Source organism: Bacillus sp. JNUCC-21, assembly GCF_041222765.1.
GTDB lineage: Bacteria > Bacillota > Bacilli > Bacillales > Bacillaceae > Bacillus > Bacillus velezensis.
In genome coordinates, this window is record NZ_CP166019.1 from 2,076,427 (window position 1) to 2,091,992 (window position 15,566).

Annotated in this window: 18 protein-coding genes and 1 other RNA gene; 4 read left to right on the plus strand and 15 right to left on the minus strand. The window is 42.9% G+C overall.

All coding sequences use genetic code 11. The annotated features are described in order from the left end of the window. Window positions 1–3: 3 nt before the first annotated feature. The 5 genes from JNUCC21_RS09975 to JNUCC21_RS09995 form a co-directional block, all read right to left on the minus strand. Window positions 4–1,806 (minus strand): T7SS effector LXG polymorphic toxin, encoded by a 1,803-nt coding sequence (locus tag JNUCC21_RS09975; protein ID WP_369878799.1) that lies wholly within the window; start codon window positions 1,804–1,806, stop codon window positions 4–6. Between the two features lie 330 nt (window positions 1,807–2,136). Then, entirely contained in the window at window positions 2,137–2,469 is a 333-nt protein-coding gene (csaA, locus tag JNUCC21_RS09980; protein WP_043021809.1) for a chaperone CsaA, read from the minus strand. Window positions 2,470–2,537: 68 nt separating this feature from the next. Continuing rightward, the gene (locus tag JNUCC21_RS09985) at window positions 2,538–3,248 is read right to left on the minus strand and encodes a helix-turn-helix domain-containing protein (protein WP_369878800.1); all 711 of its coding nucleotides are present in this window, start codon (window positions 3,246–3,248) and stop codon (window positions 2,538–2,540) included. Between the two features lie 52 nt (window positions 3,249–3,300). Next, window positions 3,301–3,867, minus strand: coding sequence for a TetR/AcrR family transcriptional regulator (locus JNUCC21_RS09990; RefSeq protein ID WP_015239994.1), 567 nt, complete (start codon window positions 3,865–3,867; stop codon window positions 3,301–3,303). Then, the gene (locus tag JNUCC21_RS09995; protein ID WP_020955928.1) at window positions 3,867–4,586 is read right to left on the minus strand and encodes an MBL fold metallo-hydrolase; all 720 of its coding nucleotides are present in this window, start codon (window positions 4,584–4,586) and stop codon (window positions 3,867–3,869) included. The genes JNUCC21_RS09990 and JNUCC21_RS09995 overlap by 1 nt, the downstream gene beginning before the upstream one ends. A 225-nt stretch (window positions 4,587–4,811) precedes the next feature. Here JNUCC21_RS09995 and JNUCC21_RS10000 point away from each other — a divergent pair, with 225 nt between their 5' ends. Continuing rightward, on the plus strand, window positions 4,812–5,333 hold the full coding sequence (locus JNUCC21_RS10000; protein WP_059368391.1) for a hypothetical protein: 522 nt from the start codon (window positions 4,812–4,814) through the stop codon (window positions 5,331–5,333). 29 nt (window positions 5,334–5,362) lie between these two features. Here JNUCC21_RS10000 and czrA read toward each other — a convergent pair whose 3' ends face one another. Next, window positions 5,363–5,695, minus strand: coding sequence for a Zn(II)-responsive metalloregulatory transcriptional repressor CzrA (czrA, locus tag JNUCC21_RS10005; protein ID WP_012117736.1), 333 nt, complete (start codon window positions 5,693–5,695; stop codon window positions 5,363–5,365). A gap of 191 nt (window positions 5,696–5,886) precedes the next feature. Here czrA and JNUCC21_RS10010 point away from each other — a divergent pair, with 191 nt between their 5' ends. Beyond that, the gene (locus tag JNUCC21_RS10010) at window positions 5,887–6,552 is read left to right on the plus strand and encodes a lysozyme family protein (RefSeq protein WP_003153802.1); all 666 of its coding nucleotides are present in this window, start codon (window positions 5,887–5,889) and stop codon (window positions 6,550–6,552) included. Between the two features lie 64 nt (window positions 6,553–6,616). Here JNUCC21_RS10010 and JNUCC21_RS10015 read toward each other — a convergent pair whose 3' ends face one another. After that, entirely contained in the window at window positions 6,617–7,153 is a 537-nt protein-coding gene (locus JNUCC21_RS10015; RefSeq protein ID WP_007407990.1) for a DUF420 domain-containing protein, read from the minus strand. A gap of 145 nt (window positions 7,154–7,298) precedes the next feature. Then, window positions 7,299–8,084 (minus strand): VLRF1 family aeRF1-type release factor, encoded by a 786-nt coding sequence (locus tag JNUCC21_RS10020; RefSeq protein ID WP_072589162.1) that lies wholly within the window; start codon window positions 8,082–8,084, stop codon window positions 7,299–7,301. Window positions 8,085–8,272: 188 nt separating this feature from the next. On the opposite strand from JNUCC21_RS10020, the gene JNUCC21_RS10025 reads away from it, so the two are divergent. After that, the gene (locus JNUCC21_RS10025) at window positions 8,273–8,776 is read left to right on the plus strand and encodes an N-acetyltransferase (RefSeq protein WP_014418107.1); all 504 of its coding nucleotides are present in this window, start codon (window positions 8,273–8,275) and stop codon (window positions 8,774–8,776) included. Window positions 8,777–8,840: 64 nt separating this feature from the next. After that, on the plus strand, window positions 8,841–9,818 hold the full coding sequence (locus tag JNUCC21_RS10030) for a S66 peptidase family protein (protein ID WP_369878801.1): 978 nt from the start codon (window positions 8,841–8,843) through the stop codon (window positions 9,816–9,818). 31 nt (window positions 9,819–9,849) lie between these two features. On the opposite strand, the gene JNUCC21_RS10035 is transcribed toward JNUCC21_RS10030, so the two are convergent. The 7 genes from JNUCC21_RS10035 to gerPC form a co-directional block, all read right to left on the minus strand. Then, entirely contained in the window at window positions 9,850–10,242 is a 393-nt protein-coding gene (locus JNUCC21_RS10035; protein ID WP_072589164.1) for a hypothetical protein, read from the minus strand. 162 nt (window positions 10,243–10,404) lie between these two features. After that, complete coding sequence (locus tag JNUCC21_RS10040) at window positions 10,405–11,274, minus strand: 3D domain-containing protein (RefSeq protein WP_007407985.1); 870 nt, start codon at window positions 11,272–11,274, stop codon at window positions 10,405–10,407. A gap of 235 nt (window positions 11,275–11,509) precedes the next feature. Next, window positions 11,510–13,288, minus strand: a complete 1,779-nt coding sequence (recQ, locus tag JNUCC21_RS10045) for a DNA helicase RecQ (protein WP_150941261.1) — start codon at window positions 13,286–13,288, stop codon at window positions 11,510–11,512. Between the two features lie 107 nt (window positions 13,289–13,395). Continuing rightward, a non-coding RNA gene (ssrS, locus tag JNUCC21_RS10050) (6S RNA) lies at window positions 13,396–13,581 on the minus strand. A 215-nt stretch (window positions 13,582–13,796) separates the two neighbouring features. Next, complete coding sequence (locus JNUCC21_RS10055; protein ID WP_007407983.1) at window positions 13,797–14,423, minus strand: FMN-dependent NADH-azoreductase; 627 nt, start codon at window positions 14,421–14,423, stop codon at window positions 13,797–13,799. Between the two features lie 144 nt (window positions 14,424–14,567). Further along, window positions 14,568–15,059 carry a TraR/DksA C4-type zinc finger protein gene (locus tag JNUCC21_RS10060; protein ID WP_025284851.1) on the minus strand — a complete coding sequence of 164 codons (492 nt, stop codon included), beginning with the start codon at window positions 15,057–15,059 and terminating at the stop codon, window positions 14,568–14,570. 82 nt (window positions 15,060–15,141) lie between these two features. After that, window positions 15,142–15,522, minus strand: coding sequence for a spore germination protein GerPC (gene gerPC, locus JNUCC21_RS10065; RefSeq protein WP_025284852.1), 381 nt, complete (start codon window positions 15,520–15,522; stop codon window positions 15,142–15,144). Window positions 15,523–15,566: the final 44 nt, after the last annotated feature.

Genomic DNA, 15,566 nt, shown 5'->3' on the forward strand with positions numbered 1-15,566 from the left:
ACCTCAATTCTCATTCTCAAATTGTTTCGCTCTCCACTTCCAATATCTCTTTCGAAAGCTTCCATATTGTGCTTTTAAAACCTTATCATTTCTAAAACTTTCACCATCAGTCTTAAGCTTATGAATAACATCACTATATTTTGTATGTAAACTGTTTGGAATTTCAAGCATTGGCCCAGGTTCTTCTTGAATCAAGTGATGTAAATTAATCTGTGTGCCATCTTTTGCATAAGGAGCATTACCGTTTTTCGTAAGCTGAAGATTTGTTACGCCAAATTCTGTTTTTTGGTTCATATCAATATCTTTTATAGTATACACTCTGCGGCTTATGTCTTTAACTTTTCCCTTTGCTTTTACCTTGCCCTTAACCTCAAAGGCACCATACTTTTCTTTATTTAACCAAGGAAGGTTTATTTCTTGACCAGTAAACGGCTTTCTCGTTCCATCCGGGATTTTCTTTGCATTGGTCAAAAGTTCATTTTTAAGGTTTTGGCTGTCAACCACATTGTATGGTACGTCACCCGACAGAGCAAGATCATATTTAGAGTTATAAGGAAGCAGTTCTGGAAGTTTAACGTCTTTAATTTTCTTCCCTGCCTGTCCTGCCTTGTTTATGACCTTCCCCGCCGCATCAGCTTTGTTAACGGCTCCTGCGCCTTTCGTTCCGACGACAGCCACAGCTGCTGAACCAATTGCATATGTCACCCATCTTGATCTGGAGTAAGCATCTCCATTTACCATATCCTTTTGATACGTTTCCTCGATTGCTGCTGAAACAGCATCATATGTTTTAACAGGATGAAGTACTGCATTCCCCAGTGCTGACAAGGTTTCTCCCGGATCGGTTATGAAGTCCCATAGACCGGTTACCGTGTCTTTCCCGACATCATATAAACCAACGCCGGCTCCTTTTAATATATCCCAAGTCACTTCTCCGGCTTCTTCCAGCTGTTTTGCTTGTTCAAGCTGAATGACATATTGCTGCTGGGAAGGTTCAAGGTTTTCATAGCCGATCTTCTTCGCAATTTCTAAATATTCATCTGGATCGGTCACACCGTCGGCGAGTTTTTTCTTCAGATCCTTGATTTCCCGCTCTTTCGCTTCTTCCTTTTTAAACGTTAAATATGTGTCTGAGTGTCTTGCAATCTCGTCTTTTTTCTTATGTATGTCGCTTTCTCGGTATGCCTTGGCGTTGTAATAAAGCGGAGTGGCGTTTTCTCCTTGGCCTGTTGCGTTTTGGAGCTGCTGAAAGTCGGCCTGAATGAAATGTTCATTTGCCTCGGTTTCTGCGTATTCTTTCGTTAGATCGTGATCAAGCTTTCCGAGTTTATGTATGGTATCGTTCCTTTTTTTATCTGCTGAATCCAGCTTTTGATCGACATCTTCTGTCGAGAAAACATCAAGATGAATGATATCACTGATTTCATCAAGGATACCTTTCATTTCATTGCGCTGCTCCTGCATGATGGCTTGTGATTTATTCTTCGCATGAATCAGCTCGTGTTCTAAAAATGACTCTTCCACAAACGAATCGGCCAGTCCCGCATCAGCTACTTTTCCAGAAATACTGTTAAGAAACGCAATCTTCATATCGATCAGATCAAGCCAGCTGTCTGTGACACCGGCGTGATCTTGAAAGAATGCTTTAATGTTGTCGGCGCCTTTGCCTGAAAACTCACTGTCATCTAAATCAGCCATTCCCTGAAATGCTTTTCTGAGATTGATAAATTGTTCTCTAATCTGATCGTATTGTTTTGCCCGCTTTTCTGCGGCTGAAATAAACGAGGCTGCTTCGAATACTTTCATTTATGTCTCCTTCCCGCTTCTTCATTCCTAAATTTTACCACAAGATAAAAGATTAGATGAATCTCTTGCATTTGTCGAACTGCTTTATTCAAGATCATAAAATTTCAAACAAAACCTTACACGAAGGGATCTGGGATCGGCAAAACAAAGCCAGATATAACATATATTAAAAAATCTCTTGCATTTCCACACCCGCCATGCTATATTGATATAGCGATGAGCTGAATTGTGTAAGCCGATGCACATGCCCTTGCGGCACACACGAATGTGGCGTGTGGTGTATCGCCTCAATACGCAAAAGACGTTTGCTTCTGCAAACGTCTTTTTTTATTATCCGATTTTCGTTCCGTTCGGTACTGTCTGCTCTGGCGTAAGCAGGACAACGTCTCCTTTTTCCGGGATGCCGCCGAGAACGAGAACTTCTGACTTAAATCCGGCGATCCGCCGCGACGGAAAGTTGACAATAGCTGTCACCTGTCTGCCCGTCAGATCACCCGGTTCGTACCGTTTTGTAATCTGGGCGCTTGATTGTTTCATGCCGATCTCTTCGCCGAAATCTATTGTCATCTTAATGGCCGGCACCTTTGCTTCCGGAAATACTTCCGCTTTTACGACCGTTCCTATTCTGAGATCAAGCTTGATAAAATCTTCAATGACTGCCATATCAAAAACTCCTTTTTTACAATCATGTTACCAAAAAAAGAAGCAGTTTATTTAACCGATTTTCAGGATTATTTATCAGATTGAAAGGTGTTTCGGAAGACACGCGGCGTTATTCCCTTATGTCTGACAAACCATCTGGTAAAGGAAGACAAATTTTGAAAGCCGACCTCCTGACTGATGTCTGTCAGCCGGCATTTTGTTTCAATAAGCATTTGTTCCGCTTTCTTCATACGGAGCTCAGCAATATAAGCTTGCGGGCTTTTCCCCGTCTGCTTTTTAAACCAGTCGGAATAATACGCCGGGTGGTAATGTTCCATTGCGGCAAGCTCTTTAATTGTAAAAGTCTTTGAGAGATTTCGGCGGATATACGCAATTGAATCATTTGTACGGTTTTCTTGTATCTTTTCAGCAATATATTCTGCAAGCAGACTCAATGAATGAGCCGATTGCTGCTTTGTCTCTTCTGTCAGCAGAAACCGAATCGATGTCCAAAAAGGATCAAGCTTATTCAGAACGCCGGGGGCAAAGGAACCTTTGAAAAAATATGCCGGTATGTCGAGAACGAGACATTCATTTCGCTCCAAAGAACGGAACCGATGTTCATGCCCGGGCGGAATATACAACATTTGATCAGGTTTTAATCTGATTTTACGTCTTTCTGTCTCCAGGTCCAGCTGTCCTTCGAGCGGAAAGAGCATTTGACAGTATGTGTGTGCATGAGAATCAAAAATATGTGAATAGGTGCGCCGCTCACAAATGATATGTTGTAATAAATCCATTTGTCCCTCCTTTTTACATGATGCGTCTTTTTATTTAGTTTACATAATAATATTATTGTTTCCTCTCCTGCAAACCTCTTAGGAAAGCAACAACTGCAAACTTCCGGCTTTCCTTAATTGATTCGGTTAATTCAAATGCACTCTGTTTTCTCAACACGGCAAATCCGTGAAGAAGGCTCCTCAGTCCTCTCGCAGCATGAATCGCAGTGTCAGACTGTGCATATCCGTTAGCTGTCAGCTGCCTGACAACAAGCCCTACAAGCAGGCTTGACAGATTCTCAATCCGGCCATCTTTTATCTTTTGAAATGTTGCGTCATATAATCCGGGATTGGCTTCGGCGAAATTGATATAGGCATCGGCGAGAGCAAGCAAAGCCGTTTCGCCCGTCAGTCCTTCTGCAGAGGCCGCCATTTTTTCATATAACATAGTTAAACCGGAGACAGCCAGCTCTGTTTTAATTCCTTGAAGGCCATTGACAAAATTGTAAAGGGAAGGCGGTTTTACGTTTAAGGACTTTGCAACAGCCGCAAGCGTCACTTCGTTCAGCCCTTTTTCGTCAGCGATGCCTGCTGCAGCTCTCAATATCATGTCAAGGCTCATTCCGACTCTCGGTGACATTATGATCGGCCTCCCGGCAGGCTTCGTTCGGCTTCCTCAACAGCCTCAGCCATCATTTCAACGGGATTGCAGAGAACATTTCCATGTCCGGCGGCCAGACTGCTTGGTTGATGAGCGATAAGTGTTCTTGCTGTTTTTACAGCTTCTTCTTTATTCCACGTAGCAAAAGCCGGAAACGGAAATTTCCATTTCAGCTTCCCAGAAACAGCAAGGCCGCCCCGTACTTGAAAGGCATCTCCGACGATCAGCATATCATTTCTCATATCTTTAAAAGCGAGGCTTCCCGGCGTATGACCGGGAGCGGGAATGACAAGTAAAGATCCGATCCGCTCGCCGCCTTTCAGCAGGCGATCAGGTTCGGTCTGAACATTTTTCGGCACTCCCCCCTTTATCGGCGTTTGTGCTTCATGCTCAAATAATGAAGTGTCACCTTTCAGCAAGAAAGAATCCCGCTCAGAAATACAGACGGAAGCATCCGGAAATTCCGCAGCTAATGAGTCAAGCGAACCGATGTGATCCCCGTGCGCGTGGGTGAGTAATATGTCATTCAGCGGCTTCCCAAGCTGCCGCAATGCTTGTTTGATTCCTTTATGACTGTTAGGCAGTCCGGCGTCAATCAGGGTTACTCCTTCTTCTTCTTCAACCAAATAACAATTCACCGGGAAGAGCGCGGGAAAAAAAGTCAGCTGCCAAACGGTTCCGTATTGTAAGATTCTCATCAACATCCCCCTAAAAACTAATATCATTAGTTTTATTATAACTAATACCGTTAGTTTATCAAGAGTTTTCTGTTTAAATCCTGAATAAGGCGCGGGCGCTTCTCTTATGCAAAAAAAAGAAACGTGCATACTGTGATAAAAGATGCTTTCAGCCTGCGAATAAATCAGACTACTAAAACCAGCCGGATAAGCATACACTACTCAACGGAGGGGGAGTTCCACACCATGCATATCACACTTCAAAGCATCTGCCCTGTCTTAATGATTGCCTTTTTTCTGTATAAAAAGGTGAAACGGTCCGTCGGCTTTCAGCCTTTGAAACCCCGCTGGCTTTATACAAGAATGATTTTGTTTTCATTGCTGGCCGCAGCTCTGGCGTTTTTCAGCATCACACACCCAGCTTTATACGGCTATCTTATATTCGGCACTTTTTGCGGCTGGCTTCTGGTCCTGTTTGCAAAACGGAACATTTCATTTGAAGAACGCCGCGGAAAAATGTATTTTCGCACTCACCTGTGGATTGAACTTATTCTATTAACGTTATTCCTATCGAGATTTTTTTATCGCGTTATTGAAATGTACCGGGTCACAGCGGACTTTACCCATCCGGAGGCATACAGCCAAACGGTCGGGGCCGATCCGCTGACCATCAGTATCTTTTATTTCATCGCAGTTTATTACAGCGGCTTCTCTTTTTATGTTTTAAAAACGAGCAGAGACCAAACCAATAACAGTCAGTACGGCTGACATCCCTGTCTAAAAAGCAGGGATGTTTTTTAATCGTGCCGCGTATGGTGAATCATTTGCTGAAGCACATCTAACACATGTTCATCCTCAGGAGAATAATAGATGGATGTTCCTTCTCTGCGTGATTTGACGAGGCGCAGATTTTTAAGAAAACGCAGCTGATGAGAAACGGTAGACTGCAGCAAATTCAGCTTTTCTGCGATATCATTTACCGCGTGCTCACCCTGTGACAGCAAATGGAGAATTCTGATTCTGGTCGGATCAGACAGCGCCTTAAAAGTCTGGGCAACCAAAAATAAAGTTTCCTCATCTAAATCGACAGCGGGGTCATTTTTGTTTCCGGATTCGTGAAATTCAGTCATATACCTCACCCTTCTTTTCTCAAGTAGCCCAATTATACCAAATGTCAATTGATGCAGATACATCCTGCGCCTGACAAAAGAACTGTTATTTTAAATTTATGTTTCAAATACGGGTTTCCGCTTGGTTTCGCGCATTCATCTGTGTCATAATGAAAAAGTCATAATGCTCCTGAAATTGAGGGTGAAACACAGTGGAGAAAAAGAAAAAAGGCTGTTTCGCTGCCGCGGGTCTTATGATGATATGTGTTTTTGTCATGGTTTCCTTCTTCCTCATTCTGTTATTTTCAAATAATGAATGGCTCAAAAGTCTTCCGTTTGATGTCAAGCCGATCGTCCTTGAACGGCTGACAGATTACAAACCGCTTGTTGAAGACGAGCTGGATGAAAAAGGACTCACCAAATATACATCGCTTGTACTCGGCATGATATATCAGGAGTCAAAAGGAAGAGGAAATGATCCCATGCAGTCTTCAGAATCTCTGGGTTTAAAGCGAAATGAGATTAAAAACCCTCAAACCAGTATCAAACAGGGAATCAAACAATTCACTCTCATGTACCAAACAGGCAAGAAAAAAGGCGTAGACTTGGATACGATTATACAAAGCTACAACATGGGAGCCGGCTATATTGATTTTGTGGCTGAACATGGAGGATCGCATACTGAGGAACTGGCAAAACAATACTCCGAGCAGCAGGTCAAAAAGAATCCGAAACTTTACACTTGCGGAGGGAACAAAGACAATTTCCGTTATCCCTACTGCTATGGTGATTACACGTACGCAGAAAAAGTAAAAGCAAAAACAAAAACCGTTGAACAATCCTTAAATGTAACAACACTTGAAACGCTTGAAGAGTAAAAGGCGCCCTGATGAGGCGCCTTTTTCAATCAATAGAAAAAAGCCGCGCAGAGCACGGCTTTTTTTAATAATACGGTGAGATCATTAAGTATACAATGACACCCGTCAGACTGACATACAGCCAGAGCGGCATCGTCCATCTCGCGATTTTTTTGTGGCGCTCCACTTGCATGCTGAATCCTCTGATCAGCGTAAACAGCGCAAGCGGCACGATAACGGCGGAAAGACAGATGTGCGTAATTAAAATAAAGAAATAAATCCCCCGAATGATGCCGTGGCCGCCGAATAAAGTATTTTCAGCCACAGAGTGGTATACGACATAGCAGATCAAAAACAGCAAAGTCGTCGTAAACGCCGCCAAAATAAAACGTTTATGCGCTTGAATATTTTTTTGCTTAATCATAAAGAGCGCTGCCAGCAAAAAGATAAAAGTAAAGCTGTTAAAAATGGCATTTAACATCGGCAGAATATGAATATTGGCAATGCTGACCTGTCCCGATTTCGGCATAAAAAACAGCACCGCAATTAACCCGTTGATCAGAACGGTCAATGTCAGCACGATACCGGTATAACTTTTAGGTTTGTTTTCTGTCTGATTCATCTTATGACCTCTCTCAATTTTACTGACTATCCAAATGGTATGAGAATTCAGCTTTGATGTCAACGGTTTCGCCCGCTTCGTCAGAAATTAGACAAACTTAAGCCCTAAAAAAGACCGGGTGTTTAAGACCCGGCCTTTCGTCATATCATGCTTCCTTCAACAGTTCTTCTATCACCTTATGTTCGTTTTCATTCAACAGATTTTTTGGAATGATCCGATCTATCGGTTTATTCATATGCTGATCGAGAATATCGGCTGTTTCTTTGTCCCCTGCGATTACGAGACGCTCCCATTGGTGTGAAGCGGCCTTTTGATCAAGGTTTGAAGCCAATCGTTTATACAGCCTGTTTTGGTTTTCTTCGACGTGGGCTTTGGCAGCGTCTTCGTCCATCGACGCGGAGCGGCTTCCGCTTACATCCTGCGGTTTCCACGATTCATTGATGACGTCGTAATGATAATGCTCCACTCCTTCAATTTTTCCGAGTACGGTTTCTATGATCTTCACTTCATTCTGCTGGGTGAGAATAAAAGCCGTGCTCGGAAATTGTTCACGAAGAATTTCTAATTGATCAAGGACAGCCGTCTCTTCCCAATAAAATCGTGTTTCAACAGGCACCTGCAATTCAATCGTCTCCCAAATACCGCCTTCTCCCGACGCAAAAAATACGAGACTTCGCGGCATCTCTTTACCAAGCCCATCGATATATTGATAGACACGTTCCATGATGCGGACGAGAGATTTTTCTTCTTCCGGATCACTGGCAGACAGATACTCTTTTAATCTCCGAAAACCGGTTTTCAAGGCGATTTTCCACTCTCCCCCCTGCTGATCCGGATTTCTCATATCCGTATTTACATATAAGGAAAGCATTTTATCAGGAGATTCCGTCATTACGTACTTCAATTTGCCGATGAGTGAGTCAATTGCCATTATAGATTCCTCCTTTTTCCGCTGCTCACTGTTCCTTTCCCTATCCGCACCGCCTTAAAAACGTCAATCCACATATAAACGGCAGACTTTTCTAAAAAAGTTTTTGCAAAACCCATTTACAAACCAAGACATCATTTACTACAATGGATACTTGTGTTTAACTAAGACTTTTACGCTGTGAAAGGAGTATGATTTTGTTTACTGCAGAAGAAAGAGATCAGAAAGAGCTGGAAAAAGAGCTTCATAAACTTGAATTTCAGATTTTCAGAATGCGGGAAAATCTGATAGATGTATCAAAAGACGCGCGAGTGCTTGGTATTGATCAATCGAACAATGACGATTGGATCATTGTTTCCTCGATTGATGATGGCCAAACATGTAAGATTATGCTGACTGATTGTGAATCAGCCTACCGGGGAAGAGGCTGTTTTTCACTGATCGCCTCTTATTATGACAATGCCATTCATATCGGGGACATTAAAGGCCCGCCGAACCATGGCTACGGCTCGATCTGCATGAAATTTTTAAAACATATCGCCAGAGAGCAGAATATCCCGAAAGTGACGGGCGACATCGCTAAGCGTGATTGGGATCATGTCGACAGACTCGTTCATTTTTATGAAAAGCATCACTTTGATGTCTGGATTGACAATGATACGCAATCAGGCGGCATTAAATGGGTCGACCTGTAAAAAATAATAGAGAAACCCTCTTTTATATGGTGTAATAGATTAAACCATATAAGGAGGGTTTTTTTTGTATCCGGAAAAATTGAAAAAAGGTGACGGCATTCGTATTGTGTCTCCGGCCACAAGCATGTCCGTTATGTCAGATGAAAATATAAATGCCGCGAAGACAAAATTGGAGGAGCTGGGCTTTTGTGTCTCTTTTTCAGAGCATGCGAAAGAAATAAATGAATTTGATTCATCATCCATTGAATCGCGTGTATGGGATCTGCACGAGGCTTTCGCTGACCCTGACATCAAAGCGATTTTGACGACACTCGGCGGGTTCCAATCAAATCAGCTGCTCCGCTATCTTGATTATGAAAACATCAAGCGGCATCCGAAAATTCTTTGCGGCTATTCAGATATTACCGCTCTCGGCCATGCCATATATCAAAAAACCGGCCTTATTACATATTCCGGTCCCCATTTTTCTTCATTTGCCATGAAAAAAGGGCTGGACTATACGATTGACTCTTTCTTGGCCTGCTGTGCTTCTGACAACCCGTATGAGGTAAAGCCTTCATCCGAGTGGAGTGATGATAAATGGTATTTGAACCAGGAGGACAGACGTTTTTATCGTAATCCGGGACCGCTCGTTATTCAACCCGGATATGCGGAAGGAACACTGATCGGAGGAAATCTATGCACACTGAATCTTCTGCAGGGCACCGAATACTTTCCGGAGATGGAGCAAGTGATTCTGTTTATAGAAGATGATCATATGTCGGACATTCATATGTTTGACCGGGATTTGCAGTCACTCATCCACCTTCCCGCTTTTTCAGCCGTGAAGGGAATTGTCATCGGACGTTTCCAGCATGCTTCAAATGTGTCTGAGGAGGCTCTCTGTGCCGTCATCCGTACAAAAGAAGAACTGTCATCCATGCCTGTTATCGCAAATGCTGATTTCGGCCATACCTCCCCTTTGATGACATTCCCGATCGGAGGAACATGCAGGATAGAAGCTGGCTCAGAAGGCGGACGGATATGGATCGATCGGCATTAATACATAAAGACGGGAAAACCGCCCCGTCTTTTTATTTTGACGCCTTATGCCGCAGCGTGCGCGGAGCGATCATAATTCGTCCGCCGGCCGCTGCCGTCACCCATACGGAAGCTCCTTCATAAAAACGGCTGATCTCTTCATTATATACGGCGTGTGTCAGTTCACGTTTATCATGCGTTCCGTCTTGGTTTTTTACGTTTAAAATAAGCACAAGCTCGTGCCTGCCATTCTTCATCACGCCAGTATGTCTCACCTTTTCAATAACGGCTGGCCTTCCTCTCCCTCTGTCAAGCGCCTGAAACAGCCTGACAGCAGGCATAGACAGTCCGATAACGAGCACAATGGCGAAAGCGGTGCATATACCTGCTTGAAACACCGGTGATTCTGTGAAGGCATTCCATAAACATATAAATTCCGGCTCCATCAAATTCATACATCCCTTCAGATTCCGTTTTCACATCCATTCCTTATTATATTAGAGAAACGCTTTTTCTTTTTCCGCATATAACGATTATATACAGTCAAAAAAGGGAAGAAAAAAAGAACACAAAGCATTTCGCCTTGTGTTCTTCATCTCTATATGAAACTAGTCTAATACTTTAACATTTACTGTTCTGACGCCCCAGTTGTTAGCGTCACTTTTCTTTGCAACAAATACGTCAATTTTATTTCCTTTAATTGCGCCGCCTGTATCTGCTGCTGTTGCCACTCCGTAACCTTCAACATAAACCTTAGAGCCAAGCGGAATGACACTAGGGTCTACCGCGATGACTTTTGCATCAGGGTTTTTGTTTAAGTCAACACCGGTTGCCGTTACACCGGAAATGCCGCCGTCGTTAGCAGAGTAAGCAGTTGCAGTCATTGTCAGCTGCTTTTTAGGCTCTTGTTGGTTTGTATTTGATTGAACAGGCTGCTGTTTTGCTTCGACAGCCTTCGCTTCTTGTTTAGGTTGTTGTTCTTGAACAGGTTCTTGTTTAGGCTGCTCGTTTTTGACAGCTTCTTGTTTCGGCTGTTCTGTCTCGGCAGCTGGTTTTTGTTCAGTTTGCGGCTGGCTGGCTTCTTGAGCCGGCTGTGCAGCCTGAGCCTGACCTTTCACATTTAACGTTGTGCCTGCGTAAATTATATCTGATTGCAAGTTATTCAAGCTTTTCAGATTGCCGACTGATGTTCCGAATTTCTGAGCAATTTTCCAGAGGCTGTCGCCCTGCTTCACTGTGTACTGCCCAGATGTGGTTGTTTCTACTGAAGAAATAGTCAGTTTCTCTCCTTCAATGATTAAATCAGAAGATAACTGATTCCATTCTTTTAAGTCCTTTAGGTTCACTCCGTTTTTTTGCGAGATCCCCCAGAGCGTGTCACCCTTTTGCACCGTGATTTCTTTAGCAGAAGCGTGAGCTCCAAATGCAGTTGTTGAAATTGCTGCAACTGCGACAAAGGACATAATCGTCTTCTTCATAAGTAAATCCTCCCTTGTTAGCTTTTTATTGGCGGCTAACAGGTGATATCGTAACATATGAAAATGTCAGTTCAATAACAAAACGATTTGAATTAGATTACAGTTCCTTTACATGAAACATTTCTCTCGCTTGGTAAGTCTTGCTGAAACCTTGATACAGCAAGGGTTTTCAAGCTTCTGATTTTTCCGGCGCCAATGAAAAACACAATGTGCAAATTTCTAAAAAAACTTTTTTTCACTCTGTTTCTCTTACATAATTTCGGATTTCTTCTAAAAAAACTGCTCCATATTTCAATCTTTTTTGTTCCCCGACCCCTTTTACGGAAAGAAGATCCTGATCTGTTTTCGGAAGTTTCGCCGACATTTCTTTTAACGTCTGATCTGAGAACACGACAAATGGAGGCACACCCTGTTCAGCTGCAATCTCTTTGCGGAGACGCCGGAGAAGCTCAAATAATTCATCATTCTCGGTAACGGCGGCGGCCTGTAAGGCTTCTTTTCTCGCGACTGCGCTTTTTCCAAGCAGAACATCCCTGCCTTTTTGGGTGACCATAAGCGTCGGAAATGTGCCGTCCGCCATTCTGATATATTCATCTGAAATAAGGAATTCGATAAAATCACTGATTTCCGCTGCGGATTGATGCTTCATAATGCCGTAAGTGGACAGGCTGCTGAAGCCGTTTTCCAGCACTTTTTTATTTTTAGATCCGCTAAGCACCTGCGCCACCATCGTTTTTCCGAAACGCTCATTCATTCTGATGATGCATGATAATACCATCTGCGCTTCTTTTGTGACGTCATGGGCGGTCCTTGTATCAGTGCAATTGCCGCATGCTTCGCAAGCTTCCGCCTCATTCTCGCCGAAATACTTCAGAATAAACCGCTGCAGGCAATCTTCCGTATGACAGTAATCCACCATCTGTCTCAGTTTTTTGAGATCCTGCTTTTGTTTTTCTTCTCCGGCGGCCGATTGGTCTATTAAAAAACGCTGCACCATAATATCCTGCGGCGAAAACAAGAGCACACACTCGCTGTTAAGACCATCGCGCCCGGCCCGTCCGGCTTCCTGGTAATAGCTCTCCATATCTTTCGGAATCTGCGCGTGTAAAACGAACCTGATGTTGCTCTTATCGATTCCCATTCCGAAAGCGGACGTAGCTACCATCACTTGTATCTGATCGTTAAGAAACCGCTCCTGCTGGTCTTTTCTGTCATCATCCGCCAATCCGCCGTGATAACGGCCGGCATTGATGCTGCTGCGTTTTAATTTCTCATATAAACGGTCGGTTTCTTTTCTTGTCGCTGTATATATAATGCCGGCTTCGTGTTTATTTTTTTCCAGATACCGCTCGATAAACCGGTCTTTGTTTTCGCCCTTTACTACTTTAAACGTTAAATTCTCTCTGGCAAAACCGGTATATACAGTTTGTTCTTTCTTAATATGAAGCTGCTTGCAGATGTCATCATGAACCTCAGGCGTAGCCGTCGCCGTTAATGCGATGATGACGGGCGGTTCTTTTAATTCATTAAAAAGGATTTCGATATTCCGGTAACTCGGCCTGAAATCATGTCCCCATTGCGATATACAGTGAGCTTCGTCAATGGCGACAAGAGGAACCGTAATATTCTGCAGGATGTGAATGAATTCAGAAGAAGTCAAACGCTCCGGTGTGATGTAAAAGAGCCGGTAAGCCCCTTGTTTCAAACCGGTCAGGCGCTCATGAATGTCACGGCTTGTCTGGGAACTGTTAATATAAGCTGCCGCGATACCCGCTTCTTCAAGCGCGTCGACTTGATCTTTCATTAAGGAAATAAGAGGGGAAATAACGATTGTGGTTCCTTCAAACAGCAGTGCGGGAATCTGATAGCAGATTGATTTTCCGCCCCCTGTCGGCATAATGCAGACCGTGTTTTTTCTTTTCTCTGCAACTGATTGTATCGCCTGCTTTTGGCCCGCGCGAAGACTGTCGTAGCCAAAATAATGCGCCAGAAGGGATTGGGCTTTCTCCAGCATATGTTGTAAAACCTCACTTTGTCTTTGATTCTTTCATTTTATCATACTGATAAAGTACGCTGCTCAATGGCAATTCAAAATAAAAAGCCATCTCCGCAAGGGAAATGGCTTTCGCTACGTATGCCGTACGCAAGTAAGAAAGTTTTAAACCACCACTCCTCAAAGTGGGTGTTTGCAGAAGCGTTCCTGTCGTCCTCTGCAATGGAGGCATGACATTCCGGCTTCGATATAAAACTCCCTATTACAGCTTAAAGGTTAAAACTTAATTAACAATACGAACAATGTAGCTTCTCTTATATCCTACACCATCAGTCGTATTTTGGCAAGAGGGTTAATTCTTTTACAGAAAACCTTTTTTCTTTGTGAAAAATGCTTTATTCTACATAAAAATTGTTTTTTCGACAAAATATCAATATATCAATATAAGATCAGATCGAAAGCTGCCGCCAGTTTCTTCTATAATAGAAAAAACTCTCACACCCTGTAGGGGCGCAAGAGTTAATGGAAATTAGAATTTTGCAGCCAGATCTTTCGCTTCTTGCAGTCCTTTTTCAATGATCTCTTGAGCGTTATCCGGTGCAGCATTATGGCCTTCAACGACAACAGTGTGAAGATCTTGGACACCCCAGAAACCGAGAACGGTTTTCATGAAGTTTAATGACATTTCAAGAGATGCCATCGGTCCTTCAGAATATACGCCGCCGCGTGCGTTTAAGAGCGCTACTTTTTTATCTCCCATCAGACCTTTAGGGCCTTCAGGCGTGTATGTGAAAGTAACTCCTGCACGAGACAGGTAATCAACATAAGTATGAAGCACAGCAGGCACTGTGAAGTTCCAAAGCGGGAATGCAAACACGACTTTGTCAGCTTTGACAAATTGATTTAAGTAAATGTCAGCAGTTGACGCTTGTTTTTTCTCTTCGTCAGTCATTTCAATTCCTTTTGAAGCTTTAAATGTTCCGTTAATCATATCTCTTCCGAGGTAAGGAAGGTTTTCTTTATGAAGATCAAGTTCGATCACTTCATCATTCGGATTGTTTTCTTTATAAGCAGCCAGAAACGCTTCGTATAATTTTACGGATACGCCTTCTTCAGCCGTACGGTCACTTGATTTTACAAATAATACTTGAGACATTCTAAATTCCTCCCGGTAATCTTTTAATATTTACTTACAAATAGTATGTTACTTTCTTTTTTATATAAAGTCAATGATTTTATTTCGATTTTGAGATTTTTTATGGAATAAAAAAACAGGTACATATGAATGTACCTGCTGCTATTATTGTGAATCCTGCTCGCGATCCAGGATTTCGTATGTTTGTGAGCTTTTTTGATCAACGGTTTCTTTATTTGAGAGGTCTTTCACCTGCTCGTGAAATTCCCTTTCATATGACGGTGCGTCTGTTTTCACATCCCCTTCTGTTTCTCGCTGCGCTTCGACGGTCATTCTGGCGTACGGCACGGCTTCAAGTCTTTCATAAGGAATTTCTTTTCCCGTTTTCTCGCAAATCCCGTATGTTCCTTTATCCATTCGTTCAAGCGCGGCGTTCACCTCATCTAAAAGATTCTGATCGACACCGTCCAGCGTCTGATTCGTGACCCTGTCCAAATAAATGCTTCCGTGATCAGCTAAGTGGTTATCTACTCCGTTCGACAGTTCTCCTGTGTCTTCACTCATTGAATGATTTTCTTTTGATTCTCCCTGAAGACTTTCCTTTAAATCGATTAATTTATGATAAAGGCTGTCCTGCTGTACTTTTGATAATGACATATTCATCATCTCCTTTTTCGTCTGTATTCTTCGCTGTATCTGTTAATACATACCCTCGAAAAAGGAGGCTGAAACAACGGGGTCAATGCTTTCTCCCCCTGATGGTGACATTGGGTGTCTGCTGCTTTGTCTGTCTTTTTTCTTTCGCAGCATCAGTTTGCGGGTTGTCCCGAAATTCTTCAGCGCAGGCTTGTTTGAGCCTGTGCGCCGGTGTATGGTAAGTGGCGCCGATATTCAGCATACCGCTCAGCTCTTCTATACTCAGCTTTTCAAAATCAATATTGTACTCAACCTTGTCCACTTTGACGTGCTCAATATGGACATATGTTTTTTCCCCTTCCACCGTTTGCGGCTCAAAATGACACTTATCCTGAAGCTCATCAAGCTGTTGTTCCACTTTCTTAAGCCGGTCTAATTCTTCTTCACACACTTTTTTGAAAATCTCTTTCATTATTTTTTTCAAAGAAAATCACTTCTTTCCCCGTCACTCTTGGAAAGTTCTATGCG

What these genes read in the sequence shown, in the direction of transcription:
- JNUCC21_RS09975 (WP_369878799.1), bottom strand. Translation starts at nt 1,806, where the DNA reads ATGAAAGTATTCGAAGCAGCCTCGTTTATTTCAGCCGCAGAAAAGCGG.
- csaA (WP_043021809.1), bottom strand. Translation starts at nt 2,469, where the DNA reads ATGGCAGTCATTGAAGATTTTATCAAGCTTGATCTCAGAATAGGAACG.
- JNUCC21_RS09985 (WP_369878800.1), bottom strand. Translation starts at nt 3,248, where the DNA reads ATGGATTTATTACAACATATCATTTGTGAGCGGCGCACCTATTCACAT.
- JNUCC21_RS09990 (WP_015239994.1), bottom strand. Translation starts at nt 3,867, where the DNA reads ATGTCACCGAGAGTCGGAATGAGCCTTGACATGATATTGAGAGCTGCA.
- JNUCC21_RS09995 (WP_020955928.1), bottom strand. Translation starts at nt 4,586, where the DNA reads ATGAGAATCTTACAATACGGAACCGTTTGGCAGCTGACTTTTTTTCCC.
- JNUCC21_RS10000 (WP_059368391.1), top strand. Translation starts at nt 4,812, where the DNA reads ATGCATATCACACTTCAAAGCATCTGCCCTGTCTTAATGATTGCCTTT.
- czrA (WP_012117736.1), bottom strand. Translation starts at nt 5,695, where the DNA reads ATGACTGAATTTCACGAATCCGGAAACAAAAATGACCCCGCTGTCGAT.
- JNUCC21_RS10015 (WP_007407990.1), bottom strand. Translation starts at nt 7,153, where the DNA reads ATGAATCAGACAGAAAACAAACCTAAAAGTTATACCGGTATCGTGCTG.
- JNUCC21_RS10020 (WP_072589162.1), bottom strand. Translation starts at nt 8,084, where the DNA reads ATGGCAATTGACTCACTCATCGGCAAATTGAAGTACGTAATGACGGAA.
- JNUCC21_RS10025 (WP_014418107.1), top strand. Translation starts at nt 8,273, where the DNA reads ATGATTTTGTTTACTGCAGAAGAAAGAGATCAGAAAGAGCTGGAAAAA.
- JNUCC21_RS10035 (WP_072589164.1), bottom strand. Translation starts at nt 10,242, where the DNA reads ATGGAGCCGGAATTTATATGTTTATGGAATGCCTTCACAGAATCACCG.
- JNUCC21_RS10040 (WP_007407985.1), bottom strand. Translation starts at nt 11,274, where the DNA reads ATGAAGAAGACGATTATGTCCTTTGTCGCAGTTGCAGCAATTTCAACA.
- recQ (WP_150941261.1), bottom strand. Translation starts at nt 13,288, where the DNA reads ATGCTGGAGAAAGCCCAATCCCTTCTGGCGCATTATTTTGGCTACGAC.
- JNUCC21_RS10055 (WP_007407983.1), bottom strand. Translation starts at nt 14,423, where the DNA reads ATGTCTCAAGTATTATTTGTAAAATCAAGTGACCGTACGGCTGAAGAA.
- JNUCC21_RS10060 (WP_025284851.1), bottom strand. Translation starts at nt 15,059, where the DNA reads ATGTCATTATCAAAAGTACAGCAGGACAGCCTTTATCATAAATTAATC.